Below are 23,344 nucleotides of genomic sequence, written 5' to 3'. Positions count from 1 at the left end.
TCCTATGGTAAAATATATAAAAGTAATTTTGAGGAGGATGGCATATGAGAATAATAGCTGGTGTAGCAAGGGGAAGGAAGTTACTTGCCCCTGTTAACTTAGATACAAGACCAACTTTAGATAGAGTAAAAGAGGCCATGTTTAGTATGATACAATTAAGAATTCCAAATGCCACAACATTAGATGTTTTTGCAGGAACTGGCAGTTTAGGATTAGAAAGTGTAAGTAGAGGAGCAAAAGAATGTTATTTAATAGATAAAAGCCCTATAACATTTCCTTTATTAAAACAAAATATAGAAAATTTAAAGTTTCAAGACAAGGCATATTGCCTTAACATGGATTCCTATGAAGCGTTAAAAAGACTAGGTAAAACTGAAAATAAATTTGATGTAATATTTATAGATCCACCTTATATGAAAGAGATGATACCAAAAGCCATAGAACTAGTTCATAGCAATAGTTTACTTGCTAAAGGGGGACTTATAGTAACAAAGATTGATAGTCAAGAGGAAATATATGAGGGTAATGACTTTATAATATTAAAGGATCATAGAAGATACGGAAATACAACTATATGTTTTTATGATTACAAGGAGGACTAAGTCCATGAGACGAGTTGTTTATCCAGGGAGCTTTGACCCTATAACGAATGGACATTTGGATATAATAAAAAGGTCCTCAGAAGTATTTGATGAAGTTACAGTTGGAGTTTTAGTTAATGTTGATAAAAAAGGACTTTTTGACATTGAAGAAAGAGTAGAACTTATAAGAAAGGTTGTGAAACCATATAAAAATGTCAAAGTAGATAGTTTTGATGGCTTATTAATAGATTTTATGAAGGCAAAAGATATTAAGGTAATTGTTAAAGGATTAAGGGCATTTTCAGATTTTGAATATGAATTTCAAATGGCACTTATGAATAATAAGCTAGATTCATCTATAGAAACGGTGTTTATGATGACAAATGCAAAATACTCTTATTTAAGTTCTTCTTCAGTTAGGCAAGTAGCTAAATTTGGTGGATGCATAAAAGGATTAGTTCCAGACGAAATAATATCTATGATACTAGAAAAAGCTAAAAAATAGGAGTGATTTAAATGGATGTTATCCAATTATTAGAATACCTTCAAGAAATAATAGATGGCGCATCAAAAGTTCCCATTACTGGAAAGATAGTACTAGATAAAAAAGAAATGCTAGAGGTAATTGATCAAATAATAAACTACATGCCAGATGAATTTAAAAAAGCTCAATGGGTTTTAAGTGAAAAAGAAAGAATTCTTGAGGAAGCTAGGGAAGAGTACGATAATATAAAGGGTCAAACTGTAGATATGATGAAAAAACAAGTAGAAAACCATGACATAACAAAAGAAGCTAAAATGAAGTCTCAGGATATAATAGCTTTAGCTCAAAGAGATGCTAAGGCAATAAGACTCGGAGCAAGGGATTATGCAGATGAAGTATTATGTCAATTAGATGAAGAAATGAAAGAAAACAGCAGACAAATGATAGAAAACATAAAAAAAGATGTAGAGGGTTTTATGAAAATCTTGTCTGAAGATTTATCACAAAACTCATCTACAATAAGAGAAAATATAAAGGAATTAAGAAACATCAAATAACTTTTTTGAAACATAGTGTGAAAAATAAATAAAGAGTAATAATAAAATAGGTATATAGCTTTTAAAACTTATAGTTAAGGGAGTTTTATTTGAAAAAGTAAACAGGGTTTTATGATTTAAAAATAATAAGGATACAAAAGTTATGATGAAACTTATTATACCTTGAATTGCTTTTCTTATAACGTATTTAATTATTGAAATTTCTTTGTATTTATGTGTAAAAGAGTGAATTTGCGCTATTATTGCAAGTCCGCTAAAGGCACATAAGAAACTAATAAAGCATAAGCCTAAAACATAATTTATATCACCTTTAGATATAAGGTAACAACCGTTTGTAACTTCTATTAACCCTAAAATAATTCCACTTAAAGAGTCTTTTGATAAAGAGGAAATCATATATATTTTATTTAAAACAATGTTGAAAACAACATTGTTTTTTATTATAGCTAAAATAACAGAAAACATTACCACGTAAGATCCTATGTTAAGGGTTGTGGTTATTGCATTTTCTATAGATGATTTAAGCACCGTTCCTAAATTGTTATGTTTACTCATCTTAATAGTTTTAAATTTAAATTTAGATGTAGGTTCTTTATATTTATGTTTTAAAATAATAGCCATAAATATGCAGGACATATAATTAGAAAAAAGTAATAAGTAACCAACCCTTGTATTTCCAACCATAGAGGTGCCTACAGAACCTATTAAAAAAAGAGGGCTAGAATTGGAAGCTATACTTATTAATTTAGAAAACTCTGATGAATTTATATTTCCTGAATCGTATAATTCACAGCTGTATTTTGCACCTAAAGGGTAACCGCATAACATACTAACGATTAAGGGAAAGCTAGCTTCACTAGGTAACCCTAGCGGCCTCGAGATTAAGGGTCCAAGGAATTTTGAATAAATATTTACTCCATCGTAGGCCACTAAAATATTAGTTATAATTATAAATGGGAATAAAGATGGAAATAAAGATGTGAAAAATAACTTGGCACCATTTATAGAAGATTCTATACATAAAGTTGGATTTAAAATAAAGCTAATTATGAAATAAGTTAGTACTATTGTCATCAAAACATTTACTCTATTAGATTTTAATAAGTAAAATAATAAGATAACGATCAAAATTATGGTTATAAACAAAAGAAGTTTCAAAATTATTCCTCCAATAAACAAAAGTATTGAAACGGTATAGATATATTGATACTCACTATACTAAAAAGTATATTGAAAGATGTGAAGGAATATTAACAAAATAAATATGTTTATTTAATTATTATAGGACTTTTTAAATAATCTTCATTGTACCGTATAGAAGGATTTAACACACTATAAGCCCTAGTGCTTTGCAAATCTAATTGTAGCATTGGAGACAAAGTTTTAGGGAGTTTTGTATATATTTGAAGGGATGAAGTGTTTTTAATCCTTTTTAAAAGTTCGGCTCCCTTATGATTAAAAGCTAAAACACGTATATAACTTGGTTCACTTCTTCTTAAAATATCAATAGAGTAATCTTCAAATCCAATGAAATACTGGCACAATAACCGATTTATTCTTGTAGACGCATATCTTTTACTTTTTATTTTAGAAAAAGATTCTTCGTAGCTAGAGCTATCCCATAAACTTTTGTATATTTTATTGTGCAACCCTTCAGAAGCTTCTGGAATTTTATTTAAGGAGTTGTTATCTGTTAAGGCTTTATATTTTATAAATGGAAACATTCCTTCTAATTTTGGAAATGTATAATTAGTTTTAATTAAACTTTCTATAAGGGTGTATGAAGACTTTGGAAGATGATTTTTAAGTAATGTTAAATCATCTGAAGTTTCAAGATGATTTCTTATTGAAGTTGCACTAGAAAAACTCTCGTTTAAACCTTCGTCATTGTAATTTGAACCAAGTCTTTTTATAGTAAAGGGCTCTATAGTACTATTTAATAAATATAAAGCTTTTAAATATTCTATGGCTAATATATTGTTTGAAGAACTTAAAAGCTTTGTTATAAATTCTAGAGTATACATTGGAAAATTATTAGTAATATATTCAGTTAAAGCTATAGACCTTGCCTTTGCAAAGGCAAGGCCGTAAGATAGATTTGCTTTAAGCAAAGACTTATACTCATGAGGCTCATTGCAAAGTATAGATGCTATAAGCTTTAAGGGAACAACATCACCAACCTCACTTCCAAAGCTTAAATAATCAACTATTCCTAAAGAATTTAATATTTGAGCAGAGCCCTTTGCAAAAAATTCAGCTGATGAAAGACTAAAAATTACAGGAAGTTCAATAACAAGGTCTATTCCGTTTGAAACAGACACCGTTGATTTATTCCATTTATCTATATAAGAGGGCAGACCTCTTTGAACAAAGTTACCACTCATTATAGAGATGAGATAATCACAATTTAAATCTTTTTTAGTTTTATCAATGTGAAGTTTATGGCCGTTATGTAGTGGATTATACTCAGAGATAATAGCAGCTACTTTCATAAAAAGACCTCCTTTGTTTAATAAAATATTGATAAAAAGTCATATTAATAAAATAATTTTGCAATAAAGATGAAAAACTATCAAACTAAAGTCAATATAGACTTTAAAAATAACTCAATCTATAGTATTATACTATAGAGAAATACATATTGAAACTTCAACCTATATTTAAAAAGATTCAATATACTAAAGATTTATAAAAAAATGCATTTATTATTCAAGTTTATAAAAAAGTATATTAAAAACAGCAGCCTTAATTAAATGAGAGGAGAAATGAACATGGAGTTTATGAAGAACGTATGGAAATCTGCAAAGACAGATAGAAAAATAATTGTACTTCCAGAAGGCGATGAAGATAGAACTCTTATCGCTAGTGAAAAGATCAATAAAGAAGGTCTTGCAGATGTTATATTAGTTGGTAGTAGTGATATAATAAAAGCAAAAGCAAAGGTTCTAGGTGTAGACATAGAGGGTATACAAATCGAAGATCCTGAAACATCGTCTAACACTGATAAATATGCAGAAGAATTTTATGAATTAAGAAAAAATAAAGGCATGACTAAAGAAAAGGCCTTGAAAATAGTAAAAGATCCACTTTATTATGGTACAATGATGGTTAAGATGAATGATGCTCATGGTATGGTATCAGGCGCTGTACATACTACAGGAGACCTTTTAAGACCAGGACTTCAAATAATAAAAACAGCACCTGGTGTATCTGTTGTGTCTAGTTTTTTCATTATGATGGTTCCAAACTGCAATTATGGTGATGATGGAATGTTAATATTTTCAGACTGTGCGGTTAATCCAAACCCAACGGCAGATGAATTAGCATCTATAGCTATAGCTACAGCCGAAACAGCAAAAAACTTATGTAAAATAGAACCTAAGGTTGCTATGTTATCTTTTTCAACTATGGGAAGTGCTGAACATGAATTAGTTGAAAAGGTAAGAAATGCTACAAAAATTGCAAAATATAGAAGGCCTGACTTAGATATAGATGGAGAGATGCAACTCGATGCTGCTATAGTTCCTAAAGTTGCTAATCAAAAGGCTCCAAATAGTAAAGTTGCAGGAAATGCTAATGTACTTATATTTCCAGATTTACAATCAGGAAATATAGGATATAAATTAGTTCAAAGATTCGGAAGAGCCGAAGCTATAGGACCAATATCTCAAGGATTTGCAAAGCCTATAAATGATTTGTCTAGAGGATGTAGCTCTGAGGATATAGTAAATGTTGTGGCTTTAACTGCGGTTCAAGCTCAAACAAGTAAATAAAATTATTAGGGTTTAAAACGAAAGGGGAAAATTAAATGAAAGTATTAGTTATTAATTGTGGAAGTTCATCATTAAAATATCAACTAATTGATATGACAAATGAGGAATCTTTAGCTCAAGGATTAGTTGAAAGAATAGGTATTGAGGGATCAATATTAACACAAAAGGTAGAGGGTAGAGAGAAGTATATTGTTAAAGAGCCTATGAATGACCATAAAGTTGCAATTAGTATAGTGCTAAATACACTAGTTAACAAAGAAAGTGGAGTTATAAGCAGCATGGATGAAATCAATGCTGTAGGTCATAGAGTTGTTCATGGCGGAGAAAACTATTCTAAGTCAGTAATTATCGATGAAACAGTTATGAAAGAACTTGAAGAGTGCTCAAAACTTGCACCACTTCATAACCCACCAAATATAATTGGAATAAACGCATGTAAGGAACTTATGCCACAAACTCCTATGGTAGTGGTATTTGATACTGCGTTCCACCAAACTATGCCTCAAAAAGCATATATGTATGCATTGCCATACGAGCTATATAAAGAGAATAAAATCAGAAAATATGGATTCCACGGAACATCACATAAGTATGTTTCAGCAGTAGCAGCAGAATGTATGAACAAAGATTTAAAAGATATAAAAATGATAACTTGTCACTTAGGTAATGGAGCTAGTATTGCAGCTATCAATGAGGGCGTATGTGTTGATACAAGCATGGGATTCACTCCACTTGCAGGTATAGTCATGGGTACAAGATGTGGAGATATAGACCCTGCAATAGTTACATATTTAATAAAGGAAGTTGGTTATTCTGTAGAAGAAACTAACAATATATTAAATAAAAAATCAGGAGTTCTAGGATTATCAGGAGTAAGCAGTGACTTTAGAGATATTGAAAATGCAGTGGGCGAAGGTAGTGAAAGAGCAGTTTTAGCATTAGATGTATTTAATTATAGAGTTAAGCAAACAATAGGATCTTATGCAGCATCAATTAATGGACTTGATTGTCTTGTATTTACTGCAGGTCTTGGTGAAAACTCACCAGAAACAAGACAATCAATATGTGATGGATTACAATTCTTAGGAGTTAAAATAGATAAAGAGAAAAACAATGTAAGAGGTAAAGTTACTGAAATAAGTTCAGCAGATTCAAAAGTTAAAGTTTTTCTTATACCTACTAACGAAGAACTTATGATAGCAAGAGATACAAAAGAACTTTTGAACAAATAGTAAGAAATATCTTGACTTTTAATAGGCAAGTTTATATAATAAATTGTGGTTATAAGCAAAATATAATTACTAAGGAGAGAAGTGAAAGATTTAAAGTATTATAGTAATCTTTCAAAGTTAAAACTATGAGTGTAGAAATTATAGAATTAAACAAAGGCAAGTCTTTTAAGAAAGAAGTATCTTTTATTTATAATAAAGATACAATAAGTTATGACGGAGAAGATATAAGTTTTGTAAGACCTATAGCAGTAAGTGGAGATATAAGTTCTAGTGGGGATGTAATAACTCTAATAGCTAAGGTTGAAACAGAATTAGAACTTACATGTTCTAGATGTCTTGAAAAGTTTAATTATCCTCTAAATTTAAATTTGAATGAAAAATTTTCTTTTGATGAAGAAATAGAGGATGAGAATATAATCATTTTAAATAATGATAATTTAGATATTACTGAAGTCGTAGAAAACAGTATAATATTAACATTGCCTATGAAGAAACTTTGTAGTGAAGATTGCAAAGGTCTTTGCCAAAATTGTGGGACTAATTTAAACAATCAAAATTGTGATTGTGATAAAGATATTATTGATCCAAGATTGGCAAAGTTAAAACAACTGTTTTCAGATGATTAAGGAGGTGTTATAAATGGGAAATCCAGCGAGAAAATTTTCTAAAGGTAGAAGAGACTCAAGGAGAGCGCAAACTTTTAAATTAAGTGCGCCAGGAATTGTTGAATGTCCACAATGCCATGAAATGAAACTTGGACATAGAGTATGTAAGAACTGTGGTTTTTACAAGGGAAAAGAAATAGTTGCTACTGAAGCAAAATAATGTGGGAAAGGAAAGTCTTAGGGCTTTCTTTTCTTTATATCTGAATTTAAAAGGGGCGTGTTAACCGTGAAAGTTGCTGTAGATGGAATGGGTGGAGATAATTCTCCAAGAATAGTTGTAGAAGGCTCAATTCAAGCTTTGAAAGAATTCGAAGACTTACAGATAATAATTACAGGAAAACAAGAAGAAATAAATAAAGAACTGTCTAAATACGAATATGATAAAAGTAAAATTATCGTTGTTGATGCAACAGAGGTAATAGACACTAATGAGCATCCTGTAATGGCAATAAGAAGAAAAAAGGATTCTAGTTTGGTTAAAGCATTAAATTTAGTGAAAAACAATGAAGCGGATGCTATAATTTCTGCGGGTAGCACGGGGGCCTTTATGGCGGGATCTCTTTTTATAGTAGGACGTATTAATGGTATTGATAGACCAGCTCTTGCCCCTATAATGCCAGGTAAAAATGGAAAGTTTATGGTGGTAGATTGTGGAGCTAATGTAGATTGTAAACCTAATAATCTTGTTCAGTTTGCCCATATGGGGAAAATATATTTTGAAAATGTTTTGGGTATTAATAATCCGTCTATAGGATTAGTTAATATAGGTGAGGAAGAGGAAAAAGGAAATGAATTAACTAAGGCTACTTACAAGTTACTTAAAAATGAATCTATTAATTTCATAGGAAATATAGAACCTAGAGACGTTCCACTAGGAAATACAGATATAGTGGTATGCGATGGGTTTGTTGGAAACACAATTTTAAAGATGTATGAAGGTGTATCTTCTAGTATATTTGATGTTTTAAAATCTGAAATAATGAGTTCTACAAGAACTAAAATTGGCGGACTTTTATTAAAGCCTGTATTCAAAAGATTTAAAACTAAATTTGATTATAAGGAATATGGTGGAGCAGCGTTCATAGGTGTAAAGGGTATATGCATAAAAGCCCATGGAAGCTCGGATGGAAAAGCATTTAAGAATGCTATAAAGCAAGCTATTATATTTTACGATAATAAGATTATAGAAAAAATAAGTGATGAAATAGAAAGTTTGCAATAATAAGTTCTTTCTATTGACGATGAATAGTATATGTAATATTATCTAATTATAGAATTTCGTTAGGAGGTGATAATATGACATTTGAACAGATAAAAGCAATTATAGCTGATAAATTAAGTGTTAACGAGAATGAGATTAATATGGAATCATCTTTTATAGAAGATTTGGGAGCAGATTCTCTTGATATAGTTGAACTTATAATGGCACTTGAAGATGAATTTGACTTAGAGATGGCAGATGAAGATGCAGAAAAGATGGTTACAGTTAAAGATGTGGTTGATTATATAAAAGAGCATATTGAAGAATAGTGTAGAGTCCCGTATATCGGGGCTTTATTTATCAAAAAAATAAAGTTTATTCTTGAGTTTGCAAAGAATTAGTAGATTGAAGAATAAACTTCTTTAAGGAGTTGGAAAAATGAAAAATTACATTGAAAACATAAAAAACATAGAAAATCAAATCGATACAATATTTAACCACAAAGAATATTTATTAACAGCTATAACGCATAGTTCCTATGCTAATCAGTTCAAGAACGTAGAATACAATGAAAGATTAGAATTTTTAGGTGATTCTGTGCTTCAATTATGCATAACAGAATACCTTTTTAATAATTATAAGCAAAAAAGCGAAGGTGATTTAACAAAGCTAAGGTCACTTATTGTATGTGAGAACTCTTTATATGAAATTGCATTAATGTGGGGCATTGGGAGGCACATGCGTATGAGTCGCGGGGAAGAGCTTACAGGTGGGCGTGATAGAGTTTCAATCCAAGCAGATTGCGTAGAAGCTGTAATAGCAGCAGTATACTTAGATAAGGGTATAGATTACGTTACAGACTTTATACTAAAGAACTTTGAAGAAATTATAAATAAGGCAATTAATCAAGAAATAGTACTAGATTATAAAACTGCTCTTCAAGAAAAACTTCAAAAGGATGGAGAAATTGAAATTGATTATGAACTAGTAAAATATGAAGGACCTCCTCATAGACGAAAGTTTTATACTAAGGTAGTAATTAATAATAAGGTCATGGGTGAAGGCGATGGATATAGTAAGAAGGAATCAGAACAAAGCTCTGCTAAAGAAGCATTATTAAAATTGGAGGAAATACATGAGTAAAGATTATTATATTATACCTATATTTGTTCCTCATGAAGGATGTCCACATAACTGCGTATTTTGCAACCAAGATAAGATAACTGGGGAACAAGAAAAGGTAAATGCGGAGTTGGTAAAGAATACTATAGATGAATATCTATTAACTATAAATAACAAAGAGGCTACTATAGAGGTGTCGTTTTTTGGAGGAACTTTTACAGCAATACCTGTAGAAAAACAAAGGGAACTTTTAAGTGTAGCAAAAAAATATAAGGAATCTAAACTTATATCTAAAATAAGACTATCAACTAGGCCGGATTATATAGATGTAGAAATATTAAATACATTAAAAGATTACTCTGTAGATATAATTGAACTTGGTATACAATCTTTAGATGCAGAAGTCTTAAAAGGTTCGGGAAGAGGCCATAGTGAAGAAGATGCTATTAAAGCTTCTAAACTTATAAAAGATTATGGATTTACATTAGGACATCAAATAATGTTAGGATTGCCTACGGATAATTTTAAAAAGGATATAGAAACTACTAAAAAGATTATAGATATGGGACCTGACATTTGCAGGATATACCCCTCTCTTGTAATTAAAGACACTCCTATGGAACTTATGTACAATAAAGGAGTGTATAAACCATATACATTAGAAGAGGCAATAGAGGTATCTAAAACAATTTATATGATGCTTATAGAAAATGATATAAATGTTATAAGGATAGGACTTCAACCTACAGAAAATATAAATAAGGGTAAAGATATTGTAGCAGGTCCATTTCACCCTGCATTTAGAGAATTAGTGGAGAGTGATATATGGAATGATATTATATATGAAATTATAAAAGAAGTTAAATCAGAGGTGACAATACAAGTACCAAATAAAGATTTATCTAAACTTTATGCTAATAAAAAGGTGTATTTTAACAAAATGAAAGATAGAATTGAATCAAAATCTATTATTATAAAAGTAAATGATGATTTAAAACGAGGAGATTTTATAATAGAATTTTATGAAAATAAAAAGGTCCTAAATTTATATTCTATTATAAAAAAATAGGAGGCTAATATGAAAATTAAAACTAGAGAAAAGATAGGAAAATTTTTATTAGGAATGATAATCTTGATATTTTTGATTGGACTATTGCCAGTAGCATTTAACTAGCTAAGGGAGTGGGCGTATGTTTTTAAAATCTATTGAGATAAAGGGATTTAAATCCTTTGCAGATAAGATAGAACTAAAATTTAAAAAAGGTATTACTGGAGTCGTTGGACCAAACGGAAGCGGTAAAAGTAATATATCAGATGCAATAAGGTGGGTACTTGGAGAACAAAGTGTAAAAAGCTTAAGAGGGGGAAAAATGGAGGATGTTATATTCTCTGGAACTGAATTTAGAAAGTCTGTTGGTTTAGCACAAGTTTCCTTAACTCTTGACAATTCTAAAGGGGAATTACCTATAGAATACATGGATGTTACAATAGGTAGAAGGCTTTATAGATCTGGTGAAAGTGAATATTTCATAAATAACATATCCTGTAGGTTAAAAGATATACATGGGTTATTTATGGATACAGGAATTGGGAAAGAAGGATATTCCATAATAGGACAAGGTAAAATTGATGCTATACTAAGTGGAAAGGCAGAAGATAGAAGATCACTTTTAGAAGAAGCAGCAGGAATAGTAAAGTTTAAAACTCGAAGAGATGAGGCTCAAAAGAAAATTGATTCAACAGAACAAAACTTAATAAGGATAAATGATATATTAATTACTTATGAAGAAAGACTAGAACCTTTAAGAATTGATAATGAAAAGGCAAAAGAATTCCTTCAATTATCATCTAAACTTAAAGACTTAGAGGTATCTTTAATAGTAAAAAGAATAGCATCTATAGAAAAAAAGATTCTAAATCAAAATATTAATTTAGATAGAATAGAAAAAAGCTTAAGTGAATTAAAAAAGGATGAAAATTCTATAAAGGAAGATTTAATAAAAAATGAATCTTTGCTAGAAGAGTCTGCTATAAAAAATAAACATAAAGAAGAAGAATATTATAAATTAAAGGAAGTAATTCAGTCTCTTCAAGCTGAAATAGGAATTACTAAAGAGCGTTTAGAGAATTCAAAGATGACTATAGAAGTAAATGAAGAAAATATAAAAGGCTTAGATAAGAAGATAGAAGATTTTAAAAAGGAAAAGGTAGAAAATGAAAAATCTTTAAAAGAAAATAAAGATTACGAAAAAAGATTAAAATGTGAAATAGGCATGTTAGAAGAAGAGAGTAACTTATGTAATAGTGAGTTGTCTAATTTTAAATTACAAGTTTCTAATTTAAGAAAAGATGCTATTGAAATACTAACAAGTCAATCAAAACTTAGGAATAACAAATCTAAAGTTGAAATAGAGATTAATTCTTTAAAAGAAAAGATGCAGCAACTTCATGATTATTGTGAAGAATATAATGAACTTTTAAAAATAAATAGATGTACAGGTCTTAGGATAACTAGCGAAAAAGAAAATCTTGTAGATGGTACAGAAAAATTAGAAATATCTATAAGAGATAATAGAAATAAAGTACTTTTTGTAAAAAATACTTTAAACAATAATGAAATCAAATTAAGAGATATTCATAAAAATATTAATAAATTAGAGGCAAATAAAAATGCACTTATAAATTTAGAAAGTAATTATGAAGGATATAATAAATCCGTTAAGGCGTTAATGATACGTATGAAAAAGGGCGATATACATGGTTATGTTGATAACTTTTGGGTATTAGGAGATATAATAAAGACAAATCCTAACTATCAATCTGCGATAGAGATAGCTTTAGGTGCTGGGATGTCTAATATGGTAACTAATACTGAAAATGAAGCAAAATATTTAATAGAATATCTTAAAAATAATAATTTAGGTAGGGCCACATTCTTACCATTAAATATAATACAAGGAAAGAGTATTTATTTAGATAAAGAAGTAACATCTATAAAAGGATATATAGGAATTGCAAGTGAAATTATTGATTTTGATGATAAATTTAAAAATGCTATAGAATATATTTTAGGAAGAACTATTATATCAGAAGATATGAAAAGTGCTTTAGCAATAGCAAAAAGAATAAATTATAAAAATAAAATAGTTACACTTCAAGGAGAGGTTATAAATACTGGAGGAGCACTTACTGGTGGAAGTTTGTATTATAAAAATACTAATATAATAGGTAGAAAAGATGAAATTGAAAAGTTAAAACTAGAAATATTAGAATTTAATAAAGATTTGGAAAAGGCAAATGAGGAATTAGAGAGATGCAAAGAGGAATTTAAAACCCTAGAAGAAAATTATATTAAATTAAGAGAAAATATTCATTGGAATAACATAGAGGTAGCTAAAATAGATGAAAAGATTTTAGTTATAGATTCTGAAAAAGAAAGGTTAACTAAAAATATACTCACATCTAAACAAGAAATAGTTTTAATAGAAGAGAATATAGATATTAAAACCAAAGAACTGGAAGCAGATATTAAACAAATACTTAGTTTAGATAAAAAAGAAAAGCAATGTGGGGATAGAATAAGTTTTCTAGAAAAAGAGATAATAAACAAAGAACAAGGATCGAATGTTAAAAAAGAATATATCTTAGATTTAAAAGTTAAAAAAGCTAAAGTTGATGAATTTATAGTAAATATACTAAAAGAAGTAGAAAGAGTATACAGGAACTTAGATGAACTAAAATCAGAAATATTAGAAAAAAAGGAGTGTATACTACTTAAACAACAAACTATTGTAAAATCAGAGGACGATATTAAAAACTTAACTAAAAAGATAGTAGAAAATAAATTTATAATAGAGAATTTAGATAAAGCTTTCCAAAGTTATGAGATAGAAAATATAAAAATTAAATCTAATATTACTAACCTAAAAAGTAGAAGAGAACAATTTCAATTATTTATACAAAAAAAAGAAGAGGAAAAGAATAAAGTTAATATAAATAAAACTAGAATAGACATAGAAAAAGAAAACTTATATGTAGGATTAAATAATGAATTTAATATTAGCTTTGTTGAAGCATTAGATATAGCTAAAGAAATTGAAGATGAAGACTTTGCAAAAGAAGAAGTTCTAGCTATAAAAAAAGAAATATCTAAGCTAGGTACCATAAACCTTGGATCTATTGATGAATACAAAGATATAAAAGAAAAGTATACATTTATGAATGGTCAAAAGGAAGATTTAAATAACGCTCGAATTGAGCTAAAAAAAGTTATTGATGATATGACAAGTAAAATGAAAAATGTTTTTTCAGCTAATCTTAAGGTTTTAAATGAAAACTTTAATAATACTTTTAAAGAATTATTTAAAGGTGGAAATGCAGCACTTATATTAGGTGATGGTGATGAGCTTACTGCTAATATAGATATAAATGTACAGCCACCAGGTAAGAAGCTTCAAAATATAAATCTTATGTCAGGTGGAGAAAAGGTACTTTCTGCAATAGCGTTACTTTTTGCAATATTAAAGATGAAACCTACACCATTTTGTATATTAGATGAAATTGAGGCGGCATTAGATGATGCAAATGTTTATAAGTATGCTGAATTCTTAAAAAAGTTTTCATATGATATACAGTTCATAGTAATAACTCATAGAAAAGGAACTATGGAGTCAGCTGATATGCTTTATGGGGTGACGATGGAGGAAAAAGGTATATCTAAGATAGTATCAGTAGATTTAAGTAAATAATTAAGGAGGAGAAAGATGTTTGGAGGTCTTTTTGAAAAATTAAAATCTGGATTAAGTAAAACTAGGGATACACTTACAGATAAAGTTAACGATATGTTAAATTTGGCTGTAACAATAGATGAAGAGTTATATGAGGAATTAGAAGAAGTTTTAATAACCTCAGATATAGGGGTAGATACTTCTATAGATATTATAAATAGGTTAAAGGTGAAAATTAGAGAAGAAAGAATTAATGATCCTGAGCTTATAAAACCTTGTTTAAAACAGATTATAAAGGAATTAATGGTGGATGAAGATCCTATAGATAACAAGGTATTTCCTAAAGTTATTTTAGTTATAGGTGTAAATGGTGTTGGAAAAACTACTTCTATTGGAAAGCTTGCTCTAAATTACAAAAGTAATGGGAAAAAGGTTGTTCTTGCTGCAGCTGACACCTTTAGGGCAGCGGCTATAGACCAATTAGAAGTTTGGAGTAGCAGAGCTAACGTAGACCTAATAAAACATAAAGAAGGATCTGACCCTGCGGCAGTAGTTTACGATGCTATTCAAGCATCAAAAGCTAGAAAAGCAGATGTATTAATTTGCGATACTGCAGGGAGGCTTCATAATAAGAAAAACTTGATGGATGAACTTTCTAAAATTAATAGAATAATAGATAGAGAGTTTAGTGAAGCAGAAAAACAAACATTGCTAGTGTTAGATGGAACCACAGGTCAAAATGCAATAATACAGGCAAAACAATTTATGGAGGCTAGTCCTTTGGACGGAATAATATTAACTAAGCTTGATGGAACCGCTAAAGGTGGCGTAGTGATATCTATAAAAAGGGAGCTTAAAATACCTGTTAAATATATAGGGGTTGGAGAAGGAATTGATGATCTTCAAGAATTTAATGCAGAAGCCTTTGCAGAAGCTTTATTTTAAAATATAAAACTGTTAAGTAAAAATGCTTGACAACACAAATACATTTTGTTATAATTTTTTTGTAGGTTAGGTGATATAAATGGAAGATAGATTTACTATCTCACTATTATTTGATTTTTATGGTGAACTTTTAACTGAAAAACAATTAAATATAATGAATTTGTATTACAATGAAGATCTTTCATTAGTAGAGATTGCAGAAATAAATGAAACTAGTCGTCAAGCTATATATGATACGATTAAGACATGTTATAAATTACTTATGAACTATGAGTCTAAATTGAGATTATTAGAAAAGAGCTTGGAACTATCAGAAAATATTAAAGAAATATGCATTAAGTTAGATAAAGTGGAGAAGAATTTTGATTCTACTGAAGAGAGTTATATTGAAATTAATAATATAAAAGGTATCCTTTTAAAGGATATTAATATTTAGGAGGATTAGAATGGCTTTTGAAGGATTAACATCCAAACTTCAAGAAACTTTTAAGAAGTTAAAGGGAAAAGGGAAGCTTTCAGAAAAAGATATAAAGGAAGCCATGAGAGAGGTTAAACTTGCTCTTTTAGAGGCAGATGTAAATTATAAAGTGGTTAAAAGCTTTGTAAGTTCTGTAAGCGAAAAATGTTTGGGGTCAGAAGTTTTAGAGAGTCTAACACCTGCCCAGCAAGTTATAAAAATAGTTAATGATGAGTTAACTAAACTTATGGGTGAGGAAGAAAGTAAGATAAATCATTCTGATACTGGACTTACAGTTATAATGCTTGTAGGATTACAAGGAGCTGGTAAGACCACCATGGGAGGCAAACTTGCCCTTCATTTTAGAAAAAAGAATAAAAAACCATTGCTAGTAGCAGCAGATATATATAGACCAGCTGCAATCAAACAATTACAAACTGTAGGTAAGCAAATAGATGTTCCTGTATTTTCTATGGGAGATAAAATAAGCCCTGTAGATATAGCAAAGGCATCCTTAAACTTTGCCAAAGATAACGGGAATAATGTAATTATAATAGATACTGCAGGAAGGCTTCATATAGATGAAAATTTAATGGAGGAGCTTGATTGTATAAAAGCTGCAATAAATCCGTCTGAAATACTACTTGTAGTAGATGCTATGACTGGGCAAGATGCAGTAAATGTTTCTGAATCATTTAATGACAAACTAGGAGTTTCTGGAATAGTTTTAACTAAACTTGACGGAGATACTAGAGGGGGAGCAGCTTTATCTATTAGAGAAATAACTAAAAAACCCATTAAGTTTGTAGGCATAGGCGAAAAGATGAATGATATCGAAGTATTTCATCCTGATCGAATGGCTTCAAGAATATTAGGAATGGGTGATATGTTATCACTTATAGAAAAAGCACAACAGTCTATAGATGAAAAAGAGGCAAAGGAACTTGGAAATAAAATATTAAATCAAGGATTTAACTTTGAGGACTTTTTGACGGCTATGAGTCAGATGAAGAAACTTGGACCTTTAAATAAAATAATGGATATGATACCAGGGGGTAATTCAAAAGAATTACAAGGAGTAGACTTTAATCAAGGTGAGAAAGAAATGGCTAAGATGGAAGCTATAATAAAATCCATGACCTTAAAGGAAAGAAGAAATCCTAACTTATTAAGTGCTCAATCTAGAAAAAGGCGTATAGCTAATGGATCTGGAGTTACTGTTCAAGAAGTTAATAAAATAATAAAAAGTTTTGAAAGCATGAAAAAGATGACTAAGCAAATGAAGGGTATGAAAAAGGGAATGAAAAAAGGTCCTTTTGGAAATTTCCCATTTGTTTAATATAAATTATACGATTTGAAGGAGGTGAAAAATAATGGCAGTAAAGATAAGACTTAAAAGAATGGGCGCTAAGAAGACTCCTTTTTATAGAGTTGTAGTAGCTGATTCAAGAAGCCCAAGAGATGGAAAGTTTATAGAAGAAATAGGATATTACAATCCAATATCAGAGCCAAAAGTAATCAAAATTGATGAAGAAAAGGCAGCTAAATGGATAAGTAATGGAGCACAACCATCAGATACAGTTAAAAAGCTTTTTGTAAAGGCTGGAATAAACGATAAACTTTCAAAGTAATACTTGGGAGGTGATTTCTGCTTAAGGTTTTTATAAGGTCTTATAGCAGAATCTTTATGAAAGAATTAGTTGAAATAATAGCTAAATCATTAGTTGATAATCCTGAGATGGTACAAGTAAGTGAAGTAACTGGAGAGCAATCTATAATTTTAGAATTAAAAGTTGCCGAAGGTGATATGGGAAAAGTTATAGGGAAACAAGGTCGCATAGCAAAAGCTATAAGAACCGTTGTAAAAGCCGCAGCAATTAAAGAAAATAAAAGAGTAATTGTTGAAATTATATAAGATATTTTCAAGGCAGAGTTAGGGTTATTCCTAGCTCTTTTTGATTAAATTACGTTTGGTGGTGAATATGTGGAAGATTATTTATCCGTAGGTCAAATAAGTAAACCTCATGGGGTAAAAGGGGAAGTTAAAGTAATTCCTCTAACAGATGATATGAAGAGATTTAGGAAATTGAAAAATGTATATGTAGATGGAAATGAGAAAACTATAGTTTGGTGTAAGATGCAAGTTGATAGGGTTATACTTAAAATAGAAGGTATTGATACTATGGAAGGTGCAGAAAGTTTAAGAAATAAATATATCCAAATAAAAAGGGAAGAAGCAGTTAGACTTCCAAAAGACAGTTATTTTGTGACAGACTTATTATCCTGTACAGTATATGATACATTAGAAAACAAAATAGGAAAGATATATGATGTAATTAAAACAGGTAGCAATGATGTATATTGGATTAAAGATGAAAAAGAGGTTTTGATACCAGCCTTAAAAGATATAGTACTTGATGTAGATATAGATTCTCATAAGATTATTATAAGACCTATAAAGGAGTGGCAATATGAAGATTGATATCCTAACATTGTTTCCAGAGATGTTTAGTGTATTCAATCATAGTATATTAGCCAAAGCTAGAGAAAAGGGAATTATAGATATAAATTGCTTTAATATAAGGGACTTTACAGAAAATAAGCACAAGAAGGTAGATGATTATCCTTATGGCGGTGGAGCTGGTATGGTCATGTCTCCGCAACCCATTGTTGATTGCATAAAGCATGTTAAAGAAAACAATGGAGGCAGGGTAATATTTTTAGGGCCTAAAGGTACAACTTTTACACAATCTAAGGCCAATGATTTATCAAAGGAAGAAAATATTATCTTTTTATGTGGACATTATGAGGGGATAGATGAGAGAGTTTATAATTACATTGATGAGGAAATATCTTTAGGGGACTTTATACTTACCGGTGGTGAAATGGCTGCTATACCAGTAATAGATAGCATATGTAGACTGGTGCCAGGGGTATTATCTAGCAGTAGCAGCTATGAAGATGAATCTTTTTATAATGGGCTTCTAGAGTATCCTCAGTACACAAGACCTGAAGTTTTTAATGGTGAAAGGGTACCAGAAGTACTTATTTCCGGTCATCATGAGAACATAAGGAAATGGAGAAAAACCATGTCTCTTTTATTAACTAAAAAAAATCGGTTGGACCTTTTTAAAAAGTTTTCTCTTAGCAAAGAAGATATAAAATTATTAAAAAATATTGATAAGTTATAAAATATATTAATAAGTTACAAGAAAACATTGAATTTGCCTAGAATATGTGATAAAATATCAAATGTGTTAGTACGAACGGTCCTCTGTCAGAGATACTGGCAAGAACGTTAAATTAGTTTAAGGAGGAATACACAATGAATGAATTAATAAGAGCTATTGAAGCAGAACAACTAAGAAGTGACCTACCAAACTTTAACGTAGGTGATACAATTAAGGTACACGTAAGAATAAAAGAAGGAACTAGAGAAAGAATACAAATTTTCGAAGGTACTGTTCTTAAGAGACAAAACGGTGGAGTAAGAGAAACATTCACTGTAAGAAGACTAGCTTCAGGTGTAGGGGTAGAAAGAACATTTCCTTTAAATGCTCCAATAGTTGAAAAAATAGAAGTAATAAGAAAAGGTAAAATCAGAAGAGCTAAATTATTCTACTTAAGAGATAGAGTTGGTAAGGCTGCTAAGGTTAGAGAACGTAAATAATATATAATAGTTACATAAATTATTTTATAGCAAAAGGGACTTTTATAGTCCCATTTTTGTTATTTAAAAATATATGTTTTTTTAAAATGAAGGGAAGTGAACTTAATGGCAATAAATTGGTTTCCAGGTCATATGGTAAGAACCAGAAGACAAATAAAAGAAAATTTAAAATTAGTGGATTTAGTTATAGAAATAAGAGATGCTAGGATAGTTAAATCTAGTAGTAATCCAGAGGTAAATGAAATTTGTGAAAATAAGCCTAGAATTATTTTATTAAATAAGTCTGATTTAAGTGAAGGAAAGGTTACGAAAGATTGGATTAAAACTTTATCTTCAGATAAAATTAAGCTATTAGAAGTAAATAGTTTAACGGGTGACGGTATTAAAAATATAAAGCCTGCTATATCAGAACTTTTGAAGGAAAAAGAAGATAGAATGAAAAGTAAGGGGCTTAAAAGTATTGTATGGAGAGCTATGGTAGTTGGGATACCAAACGTTGGTAAATCCTCATTTATAAACAAGATGGCTAAAAACAATATAGCTAGGGTAGGGGATAAACCTGGTGTTACAAAAAATAAGCAATGGATAAAGACTTCTTTAGGAGTAGAACTTATGGATACCCCAGGTATATTATGGCCTAAATTTGAAGATGAAGACGTTGCTTTAAACTTAGCGTTTACAGGTTCTATTAAAGATGAAATAATGGACGTAGAGGAGCTTGCACTAAGACTTATTGAAAGATTAGTTATTACAAATCCTAATAACCTTAAGAATAGATATAAATTAGATACACTAGAAGGAACCTCTTTAGAGATAATGGAATCTATAGGTAAAAAAAGAGGCGCTATAATAGCTGGTGGTGGTGTTGATTATAATAGAATCGCAATAATGTTATTAGATGAATTTAGAGGTGGGAAGATAGGGAAGATATCTCTTGAGACACCTTAATTAAGGAGAGAATATTTTGAAAGACATTTTGATCAATGAAAATTTTCAAGGTTTGTCTGTAGATATTTTAAAAGGTTATGTAAATTCACTTAATTTCTATAATCTACAAAGAGAAGATGTAGATTTCATAAATAAAAAACTTGAATTAGATAATAGAAAATCAATTCAAAATTTAGCAATACGTTTTATGAGAGGTTATGAAAACTATAATAAGGAATTGAAGAGAATTGAAAAGCTATATATGTTTGATAAGGGTTTTGAAGACTTTAAGCTAATTGCAGGGGTAGATGAGGTAGGAAGGGGACCGCTTGCGGGCCCTATAGTTTCTGCTGCTGTTATATTGGATTTAGATGTGATTAATAAAGATATGATTTTATATCTAAATGATTCTAAAAAGCTAACTGAAGCGAAAAGAGAACATCTTAGCAATATAATAAAATCAAAAGCATTAGCTTATTCAATATCTTTTTGCAGCAATAGCGATATTGATGAAAAAGGTATTGGGTTTTGTAATAATGAAGTATTTAAAAAGGCAGTATATAGCTTAGATATAAAGCCAAATTTAATTTTATCTGATGGGTACACTATAAAAGGATTTGAATCACCTAATATAGCAGTTATAAAAGGGGATGCAAAGAGCGCTAGCATAGCTGCAGCATCTATAATAGCAAAGGTTTATAGAGATAACTTAATGAAAGAACAAGCTGAAATTTATCCGCATTATGATTTTGATCACAATGTAGGATATGGAACAAGAAAACATATTGAAGCTATAGAAAAGTATGGTGCAACTTCAATACACAGAGTAAGCTTTTTAAATAACATTATAGGCGAAAAGCATCTTTAATGAGGTTTATTTTTGGGGTGCTATATTCATTTAATAATATTTCTATAGCATCAAATCTAAAAAAGTTTTTATGTAAATTATTTTGTTGAATATAAAATTTAGCTGCTTTTTTTATTTTTTGAGTTTTAGAATAGGTTATGGATTCTAATGCTGTGCATATATGTGGTCCATACCTAGTCTTAACCTCTACGAAGCAGATGTATTTATTATCCCTTGCAATTATATCAATCTCACCTAATTTACAAAAGAAATTTGCTTCTATAATCTCATATCCTTGAAGTATTAAATGGTTTAGGGCTAAGGATTCACCATGATATCCTAAGGCCTTTTTTTGTGATTTCAAAATTATCACCCTATTCTTTATATAATTTATTATTTACTAGTTAAAAGGTGTATTATAAATAAAATGATACAAAAACACATAAAACTTATAAAATAGTATTAGCACTAATTATAAAAATATACATAATGGTCAATAATTAACTAGAGGTGATTTTTAATTATGGCTATTAAAATTTATAGTGCTGCCTATACAGGCATTAAAGGATTTTTAGTAGATGTAGAGGTAGATATTTCATATGGGCTACCAACATTTAACATTGTAGGACTTGGGGATACTGCTATAAAAGAATCTAAGGATAGGGTAAGGACTTCCATTATAAACTCTGGATATGATTTTCCTGTAGGTAGAATAACAGTAAATCTTGCTCCGGCTAGCATAAAAAAAGAGGGGGCAGTGTTTGATTTGCCTATAGCCTTAGGTATATTATTAGCAAGTTCTCAGATAATATATGAAGGTATAGAAGAATTTGTGTTTATGGGCGAACTTTCTCTAAACGGTGAATTAAGACCTGTAAAAGGAATTCTTCCTATAATATTAGAAGCTATGAATAATGGAATAAAGGATTTTGTTATGCCTTATGAAAATATTAATGAGTGTATGATAAGTAAAGATATAAGAGCCTTTCCATTTAAAAATTTAAAAGAAGTTATACATTTCCTAACATATAAAGATATGCTACCATATAAAAGATGTTCTGATGAAAAAGAAGAAAACAGTATAAAACCATTAGAATATGATTTTGATGATGTGGTAGGACAAGAAAGTGTAAAACGAGTATTGGAAGTTGCCGCTGCAGGATTTCATAATCTGATACTATATGGACCACCAGGGTCAGGAAAAACAATGCTAGCTAAAAGGATGCCATGTATTCTTCCAGGGTTAACATATGATGAATCTGTAGAAGTAACTAAAATATACAGTGTGTCAGGAAATCTTCATAAACATCAAGGTCTTATAAAATCAAGACCCTTTAGAAATCCTCATCACAGTATAACGAAAACAGCATTAATAGGTGGCGGAAGAGACCTTAAGGTGGGGGAGATAACCCTTGCACATAATGGAGTTCTCTTCTTAGATGAAGTTTTGGAATTTAATAGAGGTACGCTAGAGCTATTAAGGCAACCATTAGAAGATGGAAACGTAACTATAACAAGACTTACAGGATCTATAGATTATCCTTCTAAATTTATATTCATAGGAAGCTTAAATCCATGTCCATGTGGATTTTACCTTTCTCACTCAGAAGTTAAACAATGTACTTGTACTGAAGCTGAAAGAAAAAGGTATCTTCAAAAGTTATCAGGGCCTTTGCTTGATAGAATAGATTTATTCTCTTTTGTACCTTCTTTAAAGTATGATGATATAAACAAAAATAATAGATCTGAAACTTTAAAAAGTTCTAAAGACATAAAAGCAAGGGTTGCTAAGGCAAGAGAAATACAAACTCATAGATTTAAAAATAGAAATATAAAATGTAATTCTGAGATGAATAAAGAATATATTAAAGAATATTGTAAATTAGATGAAGATTCTAGTGAAATATTAAAGACTATTTATGAAAAGTATGGATTAAGCACTAGAGGATATTATAAGATATTAAAGATTTCAAGAACTATAGCAGATTTAAATGGAAACAAAGATATAACTAAAAATGATATTATAGAATCAATACAGTATAGACGATTTCTTAAAGATATAATTTAGACCTAATAAAAAACTAGTATTATATGTTTAAAAGTTAAAATAATCTCTAATATACAATTGTATATTAGAGATTATTTATTTAAAGTTA

Annotated in this window: 26 protein-coding genes; 23 read left to right on the top strand and 3 right to left on the bottom strand. The window is 29.7% G+C overall.

The annotated features are described in order from the left end of the window. Positions 1-44: 44 nt before the first annotated feature. From rsmD to DY168_RS07805, 3 genes are read left to right on the top strand one after another with little or no spacing between them, the layout of a single operon-like run. Positions 45-602, top strand: coding sequence for a 16S rRNA (guanine(966)-N(2))-methyltransferase RsmD (gene rsmD / locus DY168_RS07815; RefSeq protein WP_115641261.1), 558 nt, complete (start codon positions 45-47; stop codon positions 600-602). Positions 603-606: 4 nt separating this feature from the next. Further along, positions 607-1,086 (top strand): pantetheine-phosphate adenylyltransferase, encoded by a 480-nt coding sequence (gene coaD / locus DY168_RS07810; protein WP_115641260.1) that lies wholly within the window; start codon positions 607-609, stop codon positions 1,084-1,086. A gap of 11 nt (positions 1,087-1,097) precedes the next feature. Next, the gene (locus DY168_RS07805) at positions 1,098-1,622 is read left to right on the top strand and encodes an ATPase (RefSeq protein ID WP_115641259.1); all 525 of its coding nucleotides are present in this window, start codon (positions 1,098-1,100) and stop codon (positions 1,620-1,622) included. Here DY168_RS07805 and ylbJ read toward each other — a convergent pair. Both ylbJ and DY168_RS07795 read right to left on the bottom strand, forming a co-directional pair. Further along, the gene (gene ylbJ / locus DY168_RS07800) at positions 1,605-2,780 is read right to left on the bottom strand and encodes a sporulation integral membrane protein YlbJ (protein WP_115641258.1); all 1,176 of its coding nucleotides are present in this window, start codon (positions 2,778-2,780) and stop codon (positions 1,605-1,607) included. The two genes, DY168_RS07805 and ylbJ, sit on opposite strands and share 18 nt — an antisense overlap. Positions 2,781-2,890: 110 nt before the next feature. Beyond that, entirely contained in the window at positions 2,891-4,114 is a 1,224-nt protein-coding gene (locus DY168_RS07795) for a nucleotidyltransferase (protein WP_115641257.1), read from the bottom strand. Positions 4,115-4,393: 279 nt separating this feature from the next. On the opposite strand from DY168_RS07795, the gene pta reads away from it, so the two are divergent. The 19 genes from pta (at position 4,394) to DY168_RS07700 (ending at position 21,209) form a co-directional block, all read left to right on the top strand. Beyond that, positions 4,394-5,395: a phosphate acetyltransferase gene (gene pta / locus DY168_RS07790; protein WP_115641256.1), complete on the top strand. Its 1,002-nt coding sequence runs from the start codon at positions 4,394-4,396 to the stop codon at positions 5,393-5,395. A gap of 35 nt (positions 5,396-5,430) precedes the next feature. Beyond that, positions 5,431-6,627 carry an acetate kinase gene (locus tag DY168_RS07785; protein ID WP_115641255.1) on the top strand — a complete coding sequence of 399 codons (1,197 nt, stop codon included), beginning with the start codon at positions 5,431-5,433 and terminating at the stop codon, positions 6,625-6,627. 125 nt (positions 6,628-6,752) lie between these two features. Next, a complete protein-coding gene (locus tag DY168_RS07780) occupies positions 6,753-7,253 on the top strand; it encodes a YceD family protein (RefSeq protein WP_115641254.1) in 501 nt (166 codons plus the stop codon). 13 nt (positions 7,254-7,266) lie between these two features. Further along, positions 7,267-7,452 carry a 50S ribosomal protein L32 gene (gene rpmF, locus DY168_RS07775; RefSeq protein ID WP_029453277.1) on the top strand — a complete coding sequence of 62 codons (186 nt, stop codon included), beginning with the start codon at positions 7,267-7,269 and terminating at the stop codon, positions 7,450-7,452. A gap of 66 nt (positions 7,453-7,518) precedes the next feature. Then, entirely contained in the window at positions 7,519-8,514 is a 996-nt protein-coding gene (plsX, locus tag DY168_RS07770) for a phosphate acyltransferase PlsX (protein ID WP_115641253.1), read from the top strand. A gap of 74 nt (positions 8,515-8,588) precedes the next feature. Beyond that, a complete protein-coding gene (acpP, locus tag DY168_RS07765; RefSeq protein ID WP_115641252.1) occupies positions 8,589-8,822 on the top strand; it encodes an acyl carrier protein in 234 nt (77 codons plus the stop codon). A gap of 109 nt (positions 8,823-8,931) precedes the next feature. Beyond that, a complete protein-coding gene (rnc, locus tag DY168_RS07760) occupies positions 8,932-9,636 on the top strand; it encodes a ribonuclease III (RefSeq protein WP_115641251.1) in 705 nt (234 codons plus the stop codon). After that, positions 9,629-10,684 carry an elongator complex protein 3 gene (locus DY168_RS07755; protein ID WP_115641250.1) on the top strand — a complete coding sequence of 352 codons (1,056 nt, stop codon included), beginning with the start codon at positions 9,629-9,631 and terminating at the stop codon, positions 10,682-10,684. Before rnc ends, DY168_RS07755 begins: the two co-directional genes overlap by 8 nt. A 121-nt stretch (positions 10,685-10,805) precedes the next feature. Continuing rightward, the gene (smc, locus tag DY168_RS07750) at positions 10,806-14,363 is read left to right on the top strand and encodes a chromosome segregation protein SMC (protein ID WP_115641249.1); all 3,558 of its coding nucleotides are present in this window, start codon (positions 10,806-10,808) and stop codon (positions 14,361-14,363) included. 15 nt (positions 14,364-14,378) lie between these two features. Then, positions 14,379-15,287, top strand: a complete 909-nt coding sequence (gene ftsY / locus DY168_RS07745) for a signal recognition particle-docking protein FtsY (RefSeq protein ID WP_115641248.1) — start codon at positions 14,379-14,381, stop codon at positions 15,285-15,287. A gap of 79 nt (positions 15,288-15,366) precedes the next feature. Beyond that, positions 15,367-15,723, top strand: coding sequence for a putative DNA-binding protein (locus tag DY168_RS07740; protein ID WP_115641247.1), 357 nt, complete (start codon positions 15,367-15,369; stop codon positions 15,721-15,723). Positions 15,724-15,733: 10 nt separating this feature from the next. Further along, entirely contained in the window at positions 15,734-17,083 is a 1,350-nt protein-coding gene (gene ffh, locus DY168_RS07735) for a signal recognition particle protein (protein ID WP_115641246.1), read from the top strand. A 34-nt stretch (positions 17,084-17,117) separates the two neighbouring features. Next, positions 17,118-17,375, top strand: a complete 258-nt coding sequence (gene rpsP, locus DY168_RS07730) for a 30S ribosomal protein S16 (protein ID WP_115641245.1) — start codon at positions 17,118-17,120, stop codon at positions 17,373-17,375. Between the two features lie 56 nt (positions 17,376-17,431). Then, positions 17,432-17,659, top strand: coding sequence for a KH domain-containing protein (locus tag DY168_RS07725; RefSeq protein ID WP_115641244.1), 228 nt, complete (start codon positions 17,432-17,434; stop codon positions 17,657-17,659). A gap of 69 nt (positions 17,660-17,728) precedes the next feature. Next, on the top strand, positions 17,729-18,226 hold the full coding sequence (gene rimM / locus DY168_RS07720) for a ribosome maturation factor RimM (RefSeq protein ID WP_115641243.1): 498 nt from the start codon (positions 17,729-17,731) through the stop codon (positions 18,224-18,226). Next, positions 18,216-18,935 (top strand): tRNA (guanosine(37)-N1)-methyltransferase TrmD, encoded by a 720-nt coding sequence (gene trmD, locus DY168_RS07715; RefSeq protein WP_115641242.1) that lies wholly within the window; start codon positions 18,216-18,218, stop codon positions 18,933-18,935. Before rimM ends, trmD begins: the two co-directional genes overlap by 11 nt. A 134-nt stretch (positions 18,936-19,069) precedes the next feature. Further along, positions 19,070-19,414 (top strand): 50S ribosomal protein L19, encoded by a 345-nt coding sequence (gene rplS, locus DY168_RS07710; RefSeq protein WP_115641241.1) that lies wholly within the window; start codon positions 19,070-19,072, stop codon positions 19,412-19,414. A gap of 105 nt (positions 19,415-19,519) precedes the next feature. Next, positions 19,520-20,362, top strand: a complete 843-nt coding sequence (ylqF, locus tag DY168_RS07705) for a ribosome biogenesis GTPase YlqF (RefSeq protein ID WP_115641240.1) — start codon at positions 19,520-19,522, stop codon at positions 20,360-20,362. Between the two features lie 16 nt (positions 20,363-20,378). Then, positions 20,379-21,209 (top strand): ribonuclease HII, encoded by an 831-nt coding sequence (locus DY168_RS07700; RefSeq protein WP_115641239.1) that lies wholly within the window; start codon positions 20,379-20,381, stop codon positions 21,207-21,209. Here DY168_RS07700 and DY168_RS07695 read toward each other — a convergent pair. Beyond that, positions 21,187-21,561 carry a YraN family protein gene (locus DY168_RS07695; RefSeq protein ID WP_242984084.1) on the bottom strand — a complete coding sequence of 125 codons (375 nt, stop codon included), beginning with the start codon at positions 21,559-21,561 and terminating at the stop codon, positions 21,187-21,189. The genes DY168_RS07700 and DY168_RS07695 overlap by 23 nt on opposite strands. Positions 21,562-21,711: 150 nt before the next feature. Between DY168_RS07695 and DY168_RS07690 the strand changes: the two genes are divergently transcribed. Further along, entirely contained in the window at positions 21,712-23,256 is a 1,545-nt protein-coding gene (locus DY168_RS07690) for a YifB family Mg chelatase-like AAA ATPase (protein ID WP_115641237.1), read from the top strand. Positions 23,257-23,344: the final 88 nt, after the last annotated feature.

The sequence above is a fragment of the Clostridium putrefaciens genome (genome assembly GCF_900461105.1).
Taxonomy (GTDB): Bacteria; Bacillota; Clostridia; order Clostridiales; family Clostridiaceae; genus Clostridium_L; species Clostridium_L putrefaciens.
This window is presented reverse-complemented; position numbering and strand designations above follow the sequence as displayed.

Coding starts and splice junctions, on each gene's coding strand:
- rsmD (WP_115641261.1), top strand. CDS start 45: ATGAGAATAATAGCTGGTGTAGCAAGGGGAAGGAAGTTACTTGCCCCT.
- coaD (WP_115641260.1), top strand. CDS start 607: ATGAGACGAGTTGTTTATCCAGGGAGCTTTGACCCTATAACGAATGGA.
- DY168_RS07805 (WP_115641259.1), top strand. CDS start 1,098: ATGGATGTTATCCAATTATTAGAATACCTTCAAGAAATAATAGATGGC.
- DY168_RS07795 (WP_115641257.1), bottom strand. CDS start 4,114: ATGAAAGTAGCTGCTATTATCTCTGAGTATAATCCACTACATAACGGC.
- pta (WP_115641256.1), top strand. CDS start 4,394: ATGGAGTTTATGAAGAACGTATGGAAATCTGCAAAGACAGATAGAAAA.
- DY168_RS07785 (WP_115641255.1), top strand. CDS start 5,431: ATGAAAGTATTAGTTATTAATTGTGGAAGTTCATCATTAAAATATCAA.
- DY168_RS07780 (WP_115641254.1), top strand. CDS start 6,753: ATGAGTGTAGAAATTATAGAATTAAACAAAGGCAAGTCTTTTAAGAAA.
- rpmF (WP_029453277.1), top strand. CDS start 7,267: ATGGGAAATCCAGCGAGAAAATTTTCTAAAGGTAGAAGAGACTCAAGG.
- acpP (WP_115641252.1), top strand. CDS start 8,589: ATGACATTTGAACAGATAAAAGCAATTATAGCTGATAAATTAAGTGTT.
- rnc (WP_115641251.1), top strand. CDS start 8,932: ATGAAAAATTACATTGAAAACATAAAAAACATAGAAAATCAAATCGAT.
- DY168_RS07755 (WP_115641250.1), top strand. CDS start 9,629: ATGAGTAAAGATTATTATATTATACCTATATTTGTTCCTCATGAAGGA.
- smc (WP_115641249.1), top strand. CDS start 10,806: ATGTTTTTAAAATCTATTGAGATAAAGGGATTTAAATCCTTTGCAGAT.
- ftsY (WP_115641248.1), top strand. CDS start 14,379: ATGTTTGGAGGTCTTTTTGAAAAATTAAAATCTGGATTAAGTAAAACT.
- DY168_RS07740 (WP_115641247.1), top strand. CDS start 15,367: ATGGAAGATAGATTTACTATCTCACTATTATTTGATTTTTATGGTGAA.
- ffh (WP_115641246.1), top strand. CDS start 15,734: ATGGCTTTTGAAGGATTAACATCCAAACTTCAAGAAACTTTTAAGAAG.
- rpsP (WP_115641245.1), top strand. CDS start 17,118: ATGGCAGTAAAGATAAGACTTAAAAGAATGGGCGCTAAGAAGACTCCT.
- DY168_RS07725 (WP_115641244.1), top strand. CDS start 17,432: ATGAAAGAATTAGTTGAAATAATAGCTAAATCATTAGTTGATAATCCT.
- trmD (WP_115641242.1), top strand. CDS start 18,216: ATGAAGATTGATATCCTAACATTGTTTCCAGAGATGTTTAGTGTATTC.
- rplS (WP_115641241.1), top strand. CDS start 19,070: ATGAATGAATTAATAAGAGCTATTGAAGCAGAACAACTAAGAAGTGAC.
- ylqF (WP_115641240.1), top strand. CDS start 19,520: ATGGCAATAAATTGGTTTCCAGGTCATATGGTAAGAACCAGAAGACAA.
- DY168_RS07690 (WP_115641237.1), top strand. CDS start 21,712: ATGGCTATTAAAATTTATAGTGCTGCCTATACAGGCATTAAAGGATTT.